The following is a 17,581-nucleotide window of genomic DNA, read 5'->3' on the forward strand; positions in this document are numbered from 1 at the left end:
GAACTCGGAATTCATTCAAAAAGTAACGTAGGAAGCTTCTAGGTGCCCGAATGAACTCGGAATTCATTCAAAAGGTCACGTAGGAAGCTTCTAGGTGCCCGAATGAACTTGGGATTCATTCAAAAGGTAACGTAGAGAGGTTCTAGGTGCCTGAATGAACTCGGAATTCATTCAAAAAGTAACGTAGGAAGCTTCTAGGTGCCCGAATGAACTCGGAATTCATTCAAAAGGAAGAAAAGAAATTCACTATCCTTGTGTCCTCTCCAAATAATGGGGCAAGTTACAGTCCGATACCACTAAAAAAAGCACCTTTTTTTAAAGTGCTTTTTTCAGTGGTCTTAAGCTTTCCCCACTTTCCTATCTCTCACCCAATCTTTCCAACGACCTCCAAAAACCATTGATTAAAAAAGTCAACATCGATATCTACACAAACTTTTGTATTCGGATTCTTGTGATATTTTCGTTGAATATCTGCTACCGTTGCTCCTATCGCTGGTCCTTCTGTGGCTACTTCTACAAATAAATCCTCTGTTTTTATTTTTTCTGGATATAGAAGATAAAACAACGTACATACATCATGCATCTGTAAGCCTTTATCTGGTGTGCCTCCTCGATAAGAAGAGAATAAGCTGTGCAGCATGGTTCCACTTCTACCAAGGCTTGGTAATGTTTCAAAAGACTTAGGAGATAATAACGCTTTTAATGTAACATCTAAGCCTGCCATTACAATTGGGACTCCTGATTGAAATACGATTTTAGCAGCATGTGGATCAGCATAAATATTAAACTCTGCTGCACTAGTTACGTTACCTGATGATAGCGAACCACCCATGATTACTAATTCTTTAATCTTTCTTTTTAGTTCAGGATATTCCATTAGTAAAAGCGCTACATTCGTTAGTGCTCCAACAGCTACTAATGTTACTTTCTCGCTATTCTTTTCCAATACCTCTTTCATCGCTTGTACAGCATGAAGGTCGATTTCCCTTCTTTGATGAGGTGAAAATTCATACTCCCCCATACCAGATTCTCCATGAATATAACTAGAATCTTCATAGTTACGTAGGAGTGGTTTATCCGCACCTTTTGCAACGGGAACATCTTTGTGATAGAACTCTACCAATTTCAGGGCATTTAGTGTAGTTTTATCAACGGTAACGTTGCCCGCCATCGTTGTAATAAGCTGAACATCAAACTCAGGACTGTTCAATGCAACCGTAATTGCAGCAGCATCGTCAATTCCAGGATCCGTATCCATAATAATAGGGATTTTATTCATTACGTATGTCACCCTTTCCATATGAAAACAACCATTACCATTAAAGGTAATGGTTTTTCCTAAATAAAATTTCAAAAGTAAAGCTGGAAACAGCTTATAAAACATCGGAATTATTACTGAAGAAAGGATTGAACCTCTGACCTAGTAGGCATTCCACCCTGTGCACCAAATTTTTGTATGGATAATGCGGCAGCTGCATTCGCAAAATTTATCGCGGATGGCAAATCAAGTCCTTCTGAAAGGGCCACAGAAAGTGCTCCATTAAAGGTATCTCCAGCACCTGTCGTATCTATAGGTTCCACGGAGTAAGACGGAACAATAAAACGCTCATTATTCATAGAATAAGAAACACCATGTTCCCCTTTGGTTATAATTAATTTGTGATTCAGATTCGAATCCTTCTCACTAAATAATCGTTCTGCTTCCGTTTCGTTTGGTGTGATATACGTAGCCATAAGCCAATACGCTTCAGGCATTTCCCTAGCTGGTGCTGGGTTAAGCACAACAGGGATATCATATTCCTTACAAAGATCCAGACAATACATCACCGTTTCGAGAGGTATTTCAAATTGTAACAACACAAGATCACTTTTTAAAATTTCCTCTTTATATTGTTTAACATATTCCGGGGTTACTTCATTATTTGCACCTGGTACAATGATGATTCGATTATCATGATTAGAAAGGATAATATTAGCAATTCCGGTACTTACATTCGAAACACTTTCAATCATAGTAGTAGAAACATTTTCCTTTTCTAACGCCTTTAACATATCTTCCCCATTGCTATCCTGGCCAACCTTCCCAATCATTTGAACATTAGCCCCAAGGCGTGCAGCCGCAACTGCTTGATTGGCACCCTTTCCACCTGGATTAATATGGAACTGATTACCTAATAACGTTTCACCTTGATCAGGTAAATTATCCGTAACGGTTACCAAATCCACATTAATACTTCCAATCACCATAATAGTAGGATTACTCATCTATTAACCTCCCTTCCCCATCAATATACCATTCATATTAATTGTATGATTCCAGAGCTCTAGTTAATAGGTTCCAAAACTTTTCAGAATCTAATTTATATGCAAAATGAGTATTGGGTTCTTTTTTCGTTACACCTAGTGTATCTACACTCGTCATACCATATGTGAATTCACCTTTTGTCTCCACATCAACATGAACATGTTGTAATTCAAAAATAGTAGGATCGATTAAATAGGCAACTGTACACGCATCATGAATCGGTCCACCTTCAAAACCGAAAAACTCTTTATAAGTCTGAGAGAAAAACTTCAATAGTTCAACGACAAATTCCGCAATAGGATTGTCTATTTTTGAAAGGTCATTCACAATATCATCCGTTGCAATGGCTTGGTGTGTAACATCCAATCCAAACATTTTAATCGGGACTCCACTCTCAAAGACCACTTTCGCTGCTTCTGCATCTACATAAATATTAAACTCAGCCGCAGGACTCCAATTTCCAAACGTTCCTCCACCCATTAAGACAATTTCCTTAATTTTAGGGATGATTTTCGGCTCTTTGATCATCGCCATGGCAATATTGGTTAATGGCCCTGTTGGAACTAAAGTAATATCATTATCAGATTCTAATACTTTTTCAATAATGAGATCAACCGCATGCGTTTCCATTGCCTTTCGGGACGGAACTTTTGGTAATAAAGGACCATCTAGACCTGTTTCACCATGAATTTCCTCCGCTATTTCAGGCTCTTTTACTAAAGGTCTTTCTGAACCTTGGGCTACAGGAACATCATCTAACCCAATAATGTCACATACCTTTAAGGCATTGAGTGTATTTTTTTCCACTTCTACATTTCCTGCAACCGTTGTGATTGCCTCAATTTTCAAATTACTGACTTTAGAGGCAGCTAGTATGATTGCTATGGCATCATCATGTCCTGGATCACAATCCAGTATAACCTTTGTATTCTTTTCCATTATAATTCCTCCCAATTTAAACAAATTTTAAATAATAAACATTCCCGCTATAGCAGCATTTAATAAGGAAGCAAGTGTACCAGCAAGCATTGCTCTTAGCCCTAATTTCGATACATCTTTTCTTCTATCCGGAGCAAGTGCACCTATTGCACCAATCTGAATAGCGATGGATCCAAAGTTAGCAAATCCAGCTAAAGCAAAACTTAAAATTATACCTGTTTTAGCAGAAAGTGTATCAATGATCTCACCAAATCCAGCATAGGCCACAAATTCATTGACTACTATTTTTTGACCAATAAATTGCGCTGCGGTTATCGCTTCGTCCCAAGGAACCCCTATAAGGAAAGCTATAGGTGAAAGAATAACTCCCAAAATAAGTTCCATCGTTAGGTTTTCAATTCCAACGAAATTACCTACTATACCAAAAATACCATTAAGAAGAGCAATCAAAGAAACAAATGCTAAAAGGATACCAGCAATCTCGATTGCCATCTTCAAACCTGTACTTGCACCACTTGCAGCAGCATCAATAATATTAGCTGCCCGATCCTCTTCATTATTTTCAATTTTAATATCCTTTTGCTCTCCGATATTTTCTCTAACTTCTTTTGGAAGCGGAAGAACAATTTTTGCCATTAATAAACTTGAAGGTGCAGCCATAAAGCTTGCTGCTAATAAATATTCTAGCGGTATCCCTAACAGGGAATATCCAACAAGAACAGAACCTGAAACAGATCCCAAACCACCAACCATGATAGCAAATAGCTCTGACTGGTGCATTTTATGAATAAATGGTTTTACTACCAATGGCGCTTCCGTATGACCAACAAAAATATTAGCTGCTGCAGCTAAGGATTCTGTTTTCGTTGTTCGTAATAATTTGGATAAAGCTCCTCCTATAATGTTAATAATCCATTGCATAATTCCTAAATAATATAGAATGGAAATTAAAGATGAAAAGAAAATGATGATCGTTAATACTTCAATAGCAAAAACGAAACCATCGCCGCCTACTAGACTTCCAAATACAAATGATATACCTTCATTTGCATAATTAATAATACCTTGTACAACTTCCGTGAACCATCCTAAAACAGCTCGTCCCGTAGTTGATTTCAAAGTAAGAAATGCAAATATCAATTGAATGGCTAATGCTCCAAAAATGGTTCGCATATAAATTTGTTTTCGATCGACACTCAATAGATATGCCAGAGCCAATACTGTTAAAATCCCCATAATTCCCCATAGAATATTCATAATTAGAAAACCCTCTCCCCTTACTGTAATCGGTTACAAATTAACTCTAAATTTTCCATATTTCCACTTTTTTGTAAAAAAACAACTTCTATAAAAGATTTATAGATGCATGGTATAGAAGTTGCTTTTTTCACTAAATATTATTTAGTTTTGTTATTAAAACTTACCGCAATCTGGCTACCGACCTTAGCATTGTGTTTCACTAATTCGATATTTACATCCAGGCTCTTACCACCTGTTAGTTCTTTAACTTTTGCTAGTAAGAATGGTGTGGAATCTTTACCAGTAATATTATTTTCTTCTGCCTCTTGAATTGCTTCATTAATGATTCCATTAATATATTCCTCATCCATTGCGTGTTCTTCAGGTATTGGATTCGCAATGACAAGTCCACCATCAAGATTTAAATCCCATTTTGCCTTCATTGTATCAGCAATGACATCTACAGAATCCGCAGAGAAGTTTAGTTTGAACTCACTTTTTCTTGTATAGAACGCTGGAAGAACTTCTGTTTCATATCCAACTACAGGAACTCCTTTTGTCTCAAGGTATTCTAAAGTAAGTCCTAGGTCTAAGATTGATTTAGCACCGGCACATACAACAGCCACATTGGTTTGTGCTAATTCTTCTAAATCTGCTGAGATATCCATCGTTGTTTCTGCACCACGATGAACTCCACCAATTCCACCAGTTACGAATGTTTCGATTCCTGCCATTTCCGCACAAATCATTGTTGTAGCAACAGTTGTCGCGCCTAATTGTTTGGTTGCAATAATTTGTGGTAAATCGCGTCTCGAAACTTTAGCAACTCCTGAGCTATTACCAAATAGCTCTAATTCGTCATCCGTTAAACCAATTTTAATTTTCCCATCGATAATTGCAATGGTTGCAGGTACCGCTCCATTATCACGAACAATTTGTTCCACTTCACGAGCCATTTTTACGTTTTGTGGATAAGGCATTCCATGAGAAATAATGGTTGATTCTAATGCAACAATTGGTTTACCTGCTTCTTTTGCTTCCTGTACTTCCTTTGAAAATTCAAGATATTTTTCCATCAAATATTGCCTCCATATCACTTTTTATTTGGTTTTCTGATAATTCTTTTCTAACGGTGTGCTTGGAAGTGATTGTTTTATGTGAATTCACTAACCCTGACCGAATGATATAATCGATATCTTTCTTCTTTAGCCAGGAATGAACAACTGCCGAACAGAATGCATCTCCAGCACCGGTAACATCTACTACTTCCGGTGTTGCAATGGCTGGGTAATGACGGAAAGTTCCATTTTCATCCCCAAGAACAACACCTTCAGCTCCATGAGTTACAATAACATTCTTTGCACCCAATTTTTGCCAACCCTCTACAGACTGTTTCCAATCCTCCATATTGGTAATTTTCATGCCCAAAAATGTTTCGGTTTCATCTTTATTTACAATAAGCCAGTTTACCGCTTCCAAGGAATTCGGAAGTCTGTCCATTTTTGGAGAGGAGACTGGAATCACAACCAATGGTATAGTATGTTCCATTGTGAATTGGCTAAGAAACTCAACACTTTCTCTCGGGCAATTTAAATCAACGATGATACATTTTGCTTGTTTAAGAATGTCTCTTTTTGTTCTTAACAATTCAGGTGTTATTTCATCAAAGACATCCATATCTGCCAAGGCTATTTCTAAATTACCGTGAGGATCCAATACAGCTGTATACGAACCAGTTGCAGCATGTTCCAATTTTGTAACATGTTCTAGATTCAAAAATGGTGATGATACTTGATCGATTTCTATCCAATCTGAATCATCTCCAACTGTTGAAATGAAGGTCACTTCATTTTCTAGTCTACCCAGATTCTCAGCTATATTTCTCGCAACTCCTCCAACCGTTGTCGAGGAGTTAACAGGATTTGATGTACCTGACATAATGGCTTGTTTTGCATAAAATTTTCTATCAATCGTAGCTCCCCCAATACATATGATTGGTTGCTTTTCATTTGTGTTCTGGGATAGATTTTTCCCTTCAGCTATTTCAACCACTGTTTTATCACTCGAAGATTTCGGTTTTTCTAATTTCGTCTCTTCTTTTTTTTTTGAAATGGATGATGTATCACCAAACTCATCTAAAATGAAGTCGCTACTAAATTTATTGTCATGAGTTATCTCAATCACCTACTTTCACCGGAATAAACAAAAGTTTATCCTTTAAACTTAAGTCCAGTATACGTTTTCATATTATCGATGTCAACAATAAACATCGTTAATTTTAGCTTAGGGTGTAATATTTATACTTTATATCCACCTAAAAAGGAAGATTCCGGTTCAACAGAGACCTGTTTTTGGAATGACGTAATATCTTTTTACAAGTCCTGAATATCCTATGAAATAAATTCCTTATAGCCCTTTTTAACGGGGATAAAGGCATGACTCTTTATAGTCGGTAGTACAACCCCTATGATAATGGTCACAATACCTACTATTTGCAAGAATGTAACGTTTTCTCCAAGTAAAAGTATCGATGCTGTGACGGCAACAGGCAATTCAAACGCACTGAGGATAGAGGAAATGCCAGATCCGACTCTTGGAATGGCAATAGAAAATAGAAAAACTGGAACAATAATCCCAAATAGTCCTAATGCTAATCCATAAATCCAGAGTCCCTCACCTAATAAAGTACCGTTCCACATTATTTCTGGTGATTGGAAGATAGCGGTTGTTATAAAAGCAAAAAGGGAAACGAATAGCAAGCGATTCGAAGTTTTCATCCCTTCAATTTCTTTTCCGTTAATATAAATAAAAAATGAAAAACTGACTGCTGCAGCAAATCCCCATATCCATCCTTGAATCGGGATTCCGCTTAAATCAACATCGATTAAACCCGCAGCTGGAATCGTACCTGCAAATAATACGATTAATGAAATACATTCCACTCTACTTGGTAGTTGCCGTTTAGCGATACAGGAGATGAGCATCCCTATCCAAGTAAATTGAAATAAAAGCACTACAGCTAACGAAGCTGGTAAATAGATAAGAGATCGACCATATAAAATATTCGTGACGGCAGTAAGTACTCCGGCCAAAATAAGAATTTTTATTCCGTTCAAACTTATTTTTCCCCGGTTGGTAAAAACAAAAATACATAAGGAAAGTAAAAATCCAGCTAAGAACATACTTGTAATTGCCTCTGATGATGTGAATCCGGCTTGCATAGCAAGTTTCACAATCGTTGATAGAACACCATAACTACTGGCCGCTATGACAACTAACAATGAATAAACCCATGTTTTCATACGATTTCCTCCATTTTCTATTTAGTTGAACTTTCCTCCAGAGATGATGGTTTCAACTAAACTATGAATTAAAATCTCTTTTTTATTTACTTTTTGATGACTTTACTAGTATTAAAATCACACTAGTTCATGCACTTTAGACAAATGTCTTATTTATAAACTTTTGTCTGTACTCAAAAAGTAATAGCTTACATTATAAAACCAGATTGGACTTTTTAGCAATAATTAATTATCATAAAAACAAAATAACTCTTTGTATTTTTCAAATGTAAACGTTTAAAAAAATCCGCAGAATACTAGAAAACTTTACTTTTAATAGATGTTTTTTAGTAGAAATGAGGTTGCTTTATGAATAAGGAAAAACAAATTTTACACCATATAAAATTAAACCCCTATATTACACAACAAGAATTGGCAATGAAGGTTGGGCTATCGCGATCAGCAGTCGCGAACTATATCGCTAACCTAACGAGACTTGGGGAGATTAAAGGGCGTGCTTATGTTCTTAAAGATGAATCATCCATCGTATGCATTGGTGGAGCCAATACAGACCGGAAAGCCAAGTCTGAACAGAAGGTACATCTACATTCATCCAACCCAGTCAAAATAACAGAGGTTTGTGGTGGAGTTGCACGCAACCTTGCAGAAAATTTAAGTCGACTTGGACATAACACTTCATTAATGACTTGTGTTGGGAATGATAGGGAAGGAGAATGGCTATTAAGTGAATCGAAAAAACAAGGAGTCGATGTCAGCCAGGTTTGGATTTTAGAAACGAAGCGAACGGGGACATATACTGCTTTAATTGATGTTAATGGGGAAATGGTCGTTTCTATGGCTGATATGAATATATACGAAAACATTACAATAGAAATGATTGAAGAAAAGTGGTCTCATATCGTGGCATCACAGGCTGTCTTTTTGGATACGAATATTCCTGAAGATTGCATTCGCTTCTTAATTGAACGGTGTAAAGAGGAAAAAATCTCATTGTACATAAATCCAGTATCTTCTGCAAAGGCGCAAAGACTCCCTTATAATCTTAAGGGAGTGGAATTATTAATTCTTAATCAACAAGAAGCAGAGATGCTGGTTGAATCAACAATTGATTCGGCAGAAGGATTTCAATTGGCCTGCAAAACCATCCAGAAACGTGGAGTGAAAAATGTCATTATTTTGCTACCTGATTACGGTGCCTACTATGCTTCACCGGAAGAAATTGGACATTTACCACCATTTAAAAAGGAAACGATTGACGAAACAGGTGCAGATGATGCATTTGCATCATGTGTCATTCACGGAATCATGAACGGGGATTCTCTATTACGGGCCTGCCAATTGGGACTTGCTGGGTACTCCCTTACACAACAAACCGAGCGCTCTGTCTCTACAGAGCTAAGACCAGAAAAGATTTATGCTTTGATAGAGGAGTAGTTGTAGGGCCAGAGGGACAGGTTTACTGGTCCAATCAGCATCTTAGGAATGGACCGTGGTGCCTGTCCCCGTGGTCCCTAAAAAATAAAGAGTTATATGACGTACTACAACAAATTCAGGTATCAATGGAACTTAAAGAAGATGACTCCTGTTCAATACAGAAACCATCTTCTCCTAGTGGCATGGCCCTTTAAAAATGTCCTTTACAAAGGTATACTTTAAATGACTCTTTATTATACTGGTTATACCACGTTTCCGTTTCCGTTACCATTTCCGTTTCCGTTACCATTTCCGTTTCCGTTACCATTTCCAATGATTTCATCAACTAAAAGTTCGAATACAATTTCCTTTTTAATAATTAGTCTCAAAATCCTCTCAACAGCGTCTTGATCCCCAGCATCAATGGCCACTTGTAAAGCGGCTGTTAGCGCGGCTTCTAATTCTACAAATACATCCTCAAACATGCTTTCACCTCCCTTTCTTTATGGTAGTTTATGTTTGTGTCGAGTTAGTGTATAAACTTTTATACTAATAGAAGATATTTATTAAAATTTGGGTATGTAGTCATATTAGAATATTTAGAAGTGATGGTATGAACACTTGTAACAATTATATGAACAACAACTGTCATCATGGCGACAACACTTGTAATTCACAGGTGGTACTTCCTCGCATTTTTCACAAACTTTTTCTTGTCATAAAAACCATTTTCCCTTTCAAATGAATACATCATGGTCACCTTCCTATTAAAAGTTAAAAGGAAGAAGGGATTCGAACATCTAAGCAAAATGGGGTTAAATTTAGGAGAAAGAAAGACGAGATATATGATACCTTTTGTATCCGTTTACCCGAAGTGAAAACAAAATAAAATCACAGCTGGAGAATTCATGAATTGAGTGGCATGAAAAGCAACACCTTTTACAGAAGGGTTTAAAGAATATGAAGCCAATCTTTAACTGTTTAGCAGCAATTCAACTTGTAAGTTGTTGCTTTTGCTTATCCCACCTTTTCGGGGGATGGTCAAACACTCTATTATTATTTTCTATTAGCCTTTTTTAAAACAAATATGGCATCCCCCCAATCATATGTGTATTTACTTTCATACTAAAGTATAGAAAGGAGTGAATAATCTTGATTTATCGAAGTAAACGCAAACGTTTTGACTTTGAAAATCATCACAGTTATAAATGCGACTTCAATTCTTGTATGTCGAAATGCAAATGCCATCATAACAAGCATACATGTGACTGTAATCACGAATACTGTAAGGAGGAATGTAAATACAAACCTAAATGTAAGTGTGACTTTTGCAAGGAACATGATCAAAAATCATGCAAAGAGGTCCTTACTGAACTCATTGCATCTGCCGTTAAAATTGAAAATTCTCTTGCAGAAGCTATCAGCGCCGAGTCTCGAGTTTTGAAGGAAGGCGATTTTACTGCAGAAGAATTAGTAGTACTAACAAACAATTTGGAAAATCTGTTAAAACACGCTATCAAAAAAGAAATCGTTTTGGAACTTTTAATTGAGGATGCTACCAAAGCTTGCAAACCATTAAAAAAACACAAACATTCATGCTTAGAATAACAATATAGTTATATAATTTACAAAGTTATATTCTATCGTTTTTATAAACAACTTTAATTGAGAGAATCAAAATCCTTACTCACGTAAGAATGCACTGGAACAACTATTTTTTGAATGACTTATTGTCACTACACACATTACCGGTAAAATTATATTATCTTAGTATTACCAATATTAACAGTTATATCGTTTTGAAGTTGCTATAACAGAAAAGTGTGATATGAATTTATGTTGGTTGTTATTTATCAAGACCTAAATTAAAAAAAGATTGATAAATTAAAAGCATAACATATTTTATATGACTAATATGTTATGCCTTTTCTTATTCAACTAACGCTGTAACCGCTAGATTGCTGAATAAGAGGAACCTTACATGCATAGTACTCTATTATCCGGGAAGTGACAGGCACCAATAGTAAGGCTAATTTTCACACTACACCATTGCACTTTTTTATAAAAAATAGTAAACTTAACTTAATTAATTAAATTAATTAATATAAATTTCCATAATAACCATAAATTTAGGAGGATACCACATTTGAAGACATCTTTTTTACAGCAATCATTTAAAAATATATTTAATACTACCCTCATCCCCTATGTTTTCTTCGCCCCTGGCCGAGTCAATTTAATCGGGGAACATACAGACTATAATGGAGGTCATGTCTTCCCTGCCTCGATATCATTTGGGACGTATGCACTTGGAGCTAAACGAGAAGATCATAAATTACGCTTTTACTCTATGAATTTTCCTGATAAAGGAATCATTGAATGTGATATTACTAATTTAAATTATGATAAATCCCATGATTGGGCCAATTACCCAAAAGGAATGTTTTTATTTTTGATGGAGATGGGATATGACATTACCCATGGGGCCGATATTTTGTTTTACGGAAACATTCCTAATGGAGCCGGCCTCTCTTCCTCTGCATCCATTGAACTCGTTACGGGCGTACTATTTGAAGGACTTTTTAAAAAAGATATTGACCGTATCGAAATGGTTAAGCTTGGCCAAAAAGTGGAGAATGAATACATTGGTGTCAACAGCGGTATTATGGATCAATTTGCCATTGGGATGGGGAAAAAGGAACATGCAATTCTATTAAACTGTAACACTTTAGAATACAGCTATGCACCAATAAATTTAAATAATCACGTTATTATGATTATAAATTCCAATAAACAGCGGATCCTTGCTAGCTCCAAATATAATGAGCGGCGCTCTGAATGTGAGAATGCTTTAAAAGACCTGCAGACCAAACTTCCGATTCAAAGTTTAGGTGAGTTAAGAAAGGAGGATTTTGAGAGTAATAAGCATCTCATAACCAATCAAATAAACCAAAAACGTGCAAAACATGTTGTTTATGAGAATGCTCGCACCATAGAAGCACATAATCAATTGAAGCTGGGTAAACTAGAAAACTTCGGGGCACTTATGAATGAATCTCATATTTCACTCCGAGATGACTATGAAGTTACTGGATTTGAACTAGACACGATTGTGGAAGCATCCTGGGAACAAGATGGGGTATTAGGTGCTCGAATGACCGGTGCTGGATTTGGAGGTTGTGCTATTGCCATTGTGGAGGATGGAAAAGCGGAAATGTTTAAGGAAAATGTAAACGCAATCTATAAAGAAAAGGTTGGTTACGATGCTACATTTTATATTGCTACCATTGGTGATGGGGCAATTCAATTAACAGAAGAGGTGGTTAAATGAGTGTATTAGTTTTAGGTGGAGCTGGGTACATCGGCTCCCATGCCGTTTATCAATTAGTGGAACAAGGTGAAAAGGTAGTAATCATAGACAACTTGGAGACTGGCCATAAAGAAGCTATACATCCAAAAGTAACCTTCTATGAAGGAGATATTCGTAAGCTAGACTTTCTTCGTACCGTTTTTGAAAAAGAATCAATCGATGCGGTTATGCACTTTGCAGCTAATTCCTTAGTGGGAGAATCCATGGAAAGACCACTAAAGTATTTTGATAATAATGTATACGGAACACAGGTTCTACTAGAAGCAATGGTAGAAGCCGGAGTAAAGCATATCATTTTTTCTTCAACTGCAGCAACATATGGGGAGCCAAAATCGGTACCAATAACAGAAACAATGCCCACTAATCCAACAAGTACGTATGGAGAAACTAAATTAATCATGGAAAAAATGATGAAATGGACAGAAAAAGCACATGGCATCAAATTTGTCTCTCTAAGATACTTCAATGTTGCTGGAGCCAAGGATACTTCAGAAATCGGTGAGGATCATCGCCCAGAAACCCATCTTGTTCCAATTATTTTACAGACAGCATTAGGTCAACGTTCTCATATTACCATTTTTGGAGATGACTATGACACAAACGATGGCACCTGTATTCGGGACTATGTCCATGTAGATGACTTAGCCCATGCTCATTTATTAGCACTAGATTATTTAAGAAAAGGCGGAGACAGTAATATTTTCAACCTTGGAAGTAATGAAGGATTTTCGGTGAAAGAAATGATTGAAACCGCTCGAGAAGTTACCGGAAAAGAAATTCCTGTGCAAATAGGAAAACGACGACCTGGTGATCCCAGTATATTAATCGCAAGCTCTGAAAAGGCCAAGAACGTACTCGGTTGGAATCCAACAAGGACTTCTGTTATGCAAATTATTCAAGATGCATGGAACTGGCATTCTTCACATCCCCAAGGATATGGAAAGGAAGGTTAAAGCATGATTTATCAACATATTGCTGGTCTCATTCAACAAGCAATTGAAAGCGAGTTAATCGAAAAGGAAGACAGCATTTACGTAAGAAATCAAGTCATTAATTTACTTCATTTAGATAGCTTTCCTAAAGAAGTGGAAACTTCAACAGTCGATACGATTCCAAATATCCTGGAAAACATCATTACCTACGCAGTCGAACATAACATCATTCAGGATATTTTCGATGAAAAGGAAATTTTAACAGCAAATATTATGAATTGCTTCATAGACAGACCGTCTGTTATCAATCAAAAATTTAACGAAAAATACAAGCAATCACCGGTAGAAGCCACAGATTATTTCTATGACTTAAGTAAAAGTAGTAATTATATTCAAATGAATCGAATAGCAAAAAATATCTCTTTTAAAGTAAAATCTCCTTATGGCGATATGGACATCACGATTAACTTGTCTAAACCAGAAAAGGACCCAAAGCAAATTAAGCTAGAGCAGGCAATGAAACGGGATGTCAACTATCCAACATGCCTACTTTGTAAAGAAAATGAGGGATATGCTGGTAGAATCGGACATCCCGCAAGAGCAAACCACAGAATCATCAAGATTCCTCTTTTAGGAGAAAACTGGCATTTACAGTATTCCCCATATGTTTACTATAACGAACATAGCATTTTGCTTTCTGAAGAACATCGTGACATGAAAATAGATTGGGATACCTTTAAGAGACTACTAACGTTTACAGAGAAATTTCCTCATTATTTTATCGGTTCAAATTCTGATTTACCAATTGTAGGAGGATCTATTTTAAGTCATGATCACTATCAAGCTGGAAGATATGAATTTACTATGACAAAAGCAGAAGATGCATTTGCGTTTGAATTAAATAAATTCCCCGAAATTGATGCATCTATTTTAAAGTGGCCGATATCTGTAATTCGTTTAAAAGGGGACCAGATAGACCGTTTGGTAACAGCAGCAGACTACATTCTAAATACATGGCGCCATTATTCCGATCCAAGCGCTCATATTCGAGCATTTACAGAAACGACACCACACAACACGATCACACCAATTGCTCGATACCGGAACGGAAGGTTTGAACTGGACCTCGCCTTGAGAAACAACCGAACTTCTGATGAACATCCTCTAGGAATCTTCCATCCTCATGAAGATGTTCACCATATTAAGAAGGAAAATATCGGATTAATTGAAGTGATGGGCTTAGCTGTATTGCCCGCTAGATTAAAAGATGAATTAACCGAAATACAGAAGTATTTACTTGGTGAACCAAGTAATGTAGCTGATTATCATCATGAATGGGCTGAGCAATTATTATCTAAATATAGAAACATTACGGATACGATGCAGGCAGGAAAAATAATACAAGATGAACTCGGTAGCAAATTTGTAAAAGTACTAGAAGATGCAGGGGTATTTAAAGAACGTGCAGCATTCGAACGATTTATTGCTACGTTGAATAAGTAGGTGAACCAATGCAGATAAGCGAAAAAACAATATTAGGAAAATGGAAAGAGTATACCCTAAAAAATGATATGGGCATGTCTGTTAGCATCCTAAACTATGGTGGTATTATTACCAAAATGATGGTTCCTGATAGGAATGGAAAAAAGGAAAATATCGTTCTTGCTTATAGAGATTATCAGGGTTACGAATTAAATCCTCATTATTTTGGAGCATTAATTGGAAGAGTAGCTGGAAGAATTAAGGGAGCAACTTTTACATTAAATAATGAATACTATTCATTAGAAAAAAATGACGGAGAAAATCATCAACATGGTGGTTCAGACGGATTCCACCAAATAATCTGGGAAACTGAAACTTTTCAACAGAAAAATACAGTCGGTTTAATTCTTAAGTATAAAAGTAAAGATGGGGAAGCCGGTTATCCAGGTAATTTGGATGTTGTGGTCACCTATACCCTAACCAATGATAATCAATTGCGTCTTCATTATACTGCTAATAGTGATAAAACGACTCCTATCGCATTAACAAATCACTCTTATTTTAATTTGAGTGGCAATTTAAAGGAAACAGTTAAGAATCATGAGGTTATGATAGATAGTAGTCAATTTGCAGAGCTAGATAAACATTTAATTCCAACAGGAAGATTAATGAAGGTGGAAGGAACTTCTTTTGATTTTCGTACAATTCGAAAGCTTGGTACCGGTTTTAAAGGAGATTTCGAACAAAATAAAATAGCTGGAAATGGTTATGATCATTATTTTATTTTTGATCATACAAAGGAATATAACGTTGTTTTAAAAGATCCTACTAGTGGACGCGTTCTAGCTGTAAAAACAAATCAACCTGGAATGGTGATGTATACTTCCAATTCATTAGATGAAGGGCAGGAGTTAACTGATATATCCTCCAGCAAATATCTTGGCATCTGTTTGGAAACGCAAGAATCGCCTGCATCTTTAGAGCAAAAAGGATTTCCAACTGTCATTTTACAAGCCGGAGAGATTTATAAGAGAGAAACCATTTTTTCATTTAAAATAGAACATTAAATTCAAAAAGAACTGTGCAAAACCACAGTTCTTTTCTATATAGTCGATAAATTAAATTTTAAGTGCATGTTCAAAAAGGAGGATAAAAAGGACCGAGAAGTTCGAGGCGGCGTAGCTTTGAGCACCGGAGTGTACATAAAAGGTACATGAGGAGCGGAAAAGCAAGCCAACGAAGAAATTCGAAGTGTCATTTTTACCGGACTTTTTGAAAATCCTCTTTAACTAACCGGATCAAATAATTCTACTAATAGCAGCGACACAGCTCCTAATAATGTAGCATCATCCCCTAATTTTGTTACCATTACGGCTGTTTCTTTTGATTTAGAGGTTAACGCTCGATCTTGAATCGTTTCAAGGATAGTAGGCATCAAAAATTTCTCGCTTTTCATGACCCCTCCACCCAAAACAATTTTACTAGGATTAATCAGGTGGATTAAATTGGTTAATCCAATACCAATAATATTCCCTGTTTCCCCTAAAATTTGAACACAAGCTGCCTCCCCTTGCAACGCCCGTTCATAAATCTCTTTAGCTGTTATTTCTTCTACATCGTTATACTGTTCTTTCATCCTTTTTACAATGGCATCACCGTTTACGAATGTCTGCAAGCACCCCCGGTTACCACACATACAAACATCTCCATGCAAATCGATTGTCATGTGACCTAGTTCACCTGCCATGTCATGTGATCCATGATACAGTTTTCCATTTATAACAACCCCAGCACCAACACCATGGCCAATATTAACAGCAACCATGCTATCTACGTCCCCGTGCCCACCAAACCAAGACTCTCCCAAAGCCATCGCTCGTGCATCGTTTTCAACCTTAATAGTCAGGTCAAACTCTTTACTTAGTTCATCTTTAATAGGAATATCTCTAAGATTTAAGTTTGGGGCAATAAGTGATCTTCCACTCTCCACGTCAACTACACCATGCATTGCTATCCCTATACCGATAATCTTTTCAAGCTCTATTTTAGATAATTGCAAAATTGCATAAATATTTTCCTTTAACAGGCTTAAAAACCGCTCATTTGACAACTGACCTTTTAACGAGCTAGACGTTCTCTGATAGATTTCCCCTGTTAAATCAGTTAGTACACATTCCACCATTTCAGGACCCGCATCCACTCCAATGACATAGAATGCATCACTATTGATATGTAACATCGTTGGTTTTCTACCACCACTAGATTCACCGAGTTTACTTTCCTTCACAAGCCCCTCATCTACCAACTCTTTTACAATGCTACTCACAGTGGGAGGTGTAAGACCTGTCTCTTTTGCAATCTGCGCTCTGGATATAGGCTCTGAAGTACGAATTTTATTTAAAATAATTTTTTTATTTACTGTTTTCATTAATTGAAATGTACCGCGTTGCAAGGAAATCCCCCCATTCATTCCTAATCTAAATTATTATGCTAAAGTTAGTTAACTTAATTAATGATTTGAAAGTTATTTAAAAGCTTAGCATGGGCATCTGAGTACTTTTACATGAAGAAAGATTATTGGAAGGCCGACATTTTGGTG

15 protein-coding genes and 1 pseudogene are annotated in these 17,581 nt (G+C 36.5%); 7 read left to right on the forward strand and 9 right to left on the reverse strand.

The features are described 5' to 3' along the window. Positions 1 to 364: 364 nt before the first annotated feature. From rihC to GMJ66_RS12415, 7 genes are all read right to left on the reverse strand, one after another. A complete protein-coding gene (rihC, locus tag GMJ66_RS12385; protein WP_156290634.1) occupies positions 365 to 1,279 on the reverse strand; it encodes a ribonucleoside hydrolase RihC in 915 nt (304 codons plus the stop codon). 113 nt (positions 1,280 to 1,392) lie between these two features. Then, complete coding sequence (gene rbsK / locus GMJ66_RS12390; protein WP_156290635.1) at positions 1,393 to 2,265, reverse strand: ribokinase; 873 nt, start codon at positions 2,263 to 2,265, stop codon at positions 1,393 to 1,395. A gap of 37 nt (positions 2,266 to 2,302) precedes the next feature. Beyond that, on the reverse strand, positions 2,303 to 3,244 hold the full coding sequence (locus GMJ66_RS12395; protein ID WP_156290636.1) for a nucleoside hydrolase: 942 nt from the start codon (positions 3,242 to 3,244) through the stop codon (positions 2,303 to 2,305). 27 nt (positions 3,245 to 3,271) lie between these two features. Continuing rightward, positions 3,272 to 4,501, reverse strand: a complete 1,230-nt coding sequence (locus GMJ66_RS12400; RefSeq protein WP_156290637.1) for a NupC/NupG family nucleoside CNT transporter — start codon at positions 4,499 to 4,501, stop codon at positions 3,272 to 3,274. Between the two features lie 140 nt (positions 4,502 to 4,641). Continuing rightward, positions 4,642 to 5,559, reverse strand: a complete 918-nt coding sequence (locus tag GMJ66_RS12405; RefSeq protein WP_156290638.1) for a pseudouridine-5'-phosphate glycosidase — start codon at positions 5,557 to 5,559, stop codon at positions 4,642 to 4,644. Further along, the gene (locus GMJ66_RS12410) at positions 5,543 to 6,667 is read right to left on the reverse strand and encodes a carbohydrate kinase family protein (RefSeq protein ID WP_156290639.1); all 1,125 of its coding nucleotides are present in this window, start codon (positions 6,665 to 6,667) and stop codon (positions 5,543 to 5,545) included. The genes GMJ66_RS12405 and GMJ66_RS12410 overlap by 17 nt, the downstream gene beginning before the upstream one ends. 206 nt (positions 6,668 to 6,873) lie before the next feature. Beyond that, positions 6,874 to 7,785, reverse strand: a complete 912-nt coding sequence (locus tag GMJ66_RS12415; RefSeq protein WP_156290640.1) for an EamA family transporter — start codon at positions 7,783 to 7,785, stop codon at positions 6,874 to 6,876. Positions 7,786 to 8,133: 348 nt separating this feature from the next. On the opposite strand from GMJ66_RS12415, the gene GMJ66_RS12420 reads away from it, so the two are divergent. Together GMJ66_RS12420 and GMJ66_RS12425 are read left to right on the forward strand one after the other, a co-directional pair. Beyond that, positions 8,134 to 9,219 (forward strand): PfkB family carbohydrate kinase, encoded by a 1,086-nt coding sequence (locus GMJ66_RS12420; RefSeq protein WP_156290641.1) that lies wholly within the window; start codon positions 8,134 to 8,136, stop codon positions 9,217 to 9,219. An 81-nt stretch (positions 9,220 to 9,300) separates the two neighbouring features. Further along, a pseudogene (locus GMJ66_RS12425) lies at positions 9,301 to 9,441 on the forward strand (IS3 family transposase); the annotation flags it as partial. 20 nt (positions 9,442 to 9,461) lie between these two features. Here GMJ66_RS12425 and GMJ66_RS12430 read toward each other — a convergent pair. Beyond that, positions 9,462 to 9,683 carry a hypothetical protein gene (locus tag GMJ66_RS12430; protein ID WP_156290642.1) on the reverse strand — a complete coding sequence of 74 codons (222 nt, stop codon included), beginning with the start codon at positions 9,681 to 9,683 and terminating at the stop codon, positions 9,462 to 9,464. 667 nt (positions 9,684 to 10,350) lie between these two features. On the opposite strand from GMJ66_RS12430, the gene GMJ66_RS12435 reads away from it, so the two are divergent. The 5 genes from GMJ66_RS12435 to GMJ66_RS12455 all read left to right on the forward strand — a co-directional run bounded on the left by GMJ66_RS12435 (position 10,351) and on the right by GMJ66_RS12455 (position 16,049). Next, positions 10,351 to 10,806, forward strand: a complete 456-nt coding sequence (locus GMJ66_RS12435; protein ID WP_156290643.1) for a hypothetical protein — start codon at positions 10,351 to 10,353, stop codon at positions 10,804 to 10,806. 538 nt (positions 10,807 to 11,344) lie between these two features. Beyond that, positions 11,345 to 12,529, forward strand: coding sequence for a galactokinase (locus GMJ66_RS12440; RefSeq protein WP_156290644.1), 1,185 nt, complete (start codon positions 11,345 to 11,347; stop codon positions 12,527 to 12,529). Then, positions 12,526 to 13,521: a UDP-glucose 4-epimerase GalE gene (gene galE / locus GMJ66_RS12445; RefSeq protein WP_156290645.1), complete on the forward strand. Its 996-nt coding sequence runs from the start codon at positions 12,526 to 12,528 to the stop codon at positions 13,519 to 13,521. Before GMJ66_RS12440 ends, galE begins: the two co-directional genes overlap by 4 nt. A 3-nt stretch (positions 13,522 to 13,524) precedes the next feature. Next, positions 13,525 to 15,003 (forward strand): UDP-glucose--hexose-1-phosphate uridylyltransferase, encoded by a 1,479-nt coding sequence (galT, locus tag GMJ66_RS12450; RefSeq protein WP_156290646.1) that lies wholly within the window; start codon positions 13,525 to 13,527, stop codon positions 15,001 to 15,003. Between the two features lie 8 nt (positions 15,004 to 15,011). Continuing rightward, on the forward strand, positions 15,012 to 16,049 hold the full coding sequence (locus GMJ66_RS12455; protein WP_156290647.1) for an aldose epimerase family protein: 1,038 nt from the start codon (positions 15,012 to 15,014) through the stop codon (positions 16,047 to 16,049). A gap of 218 nt (positions 16,050 to 16,267) precedes the next feature. Here the strand turns inward: GMJ66_RS12455 and GMJ66_RS12460 are convergent, their stop codons facing one another. Further along, complete coding sequence (locus GMJ66_RS12460) at positions 16,268 to 17,434, reverse strand: ROK family transcriptional regulator (protein ID WP_156290648.1); 1,167 nt, start codon at positions 17,432 to 17,434, stop codon at positions 16,268 to 16,270. Positions 17,435 to 17,581: the final 147 nt, after the last annotated feature.

The organism is Oceanobacillus salinisoli, from assembly GCF_009733865.1.
Classification (GTDB): domain Bacteria; phylum Bacillota; class Bacilli; order Bacillales; family Amphibacillaceae; genus Oceanobacillus; species Oceanobacillus salinisoli.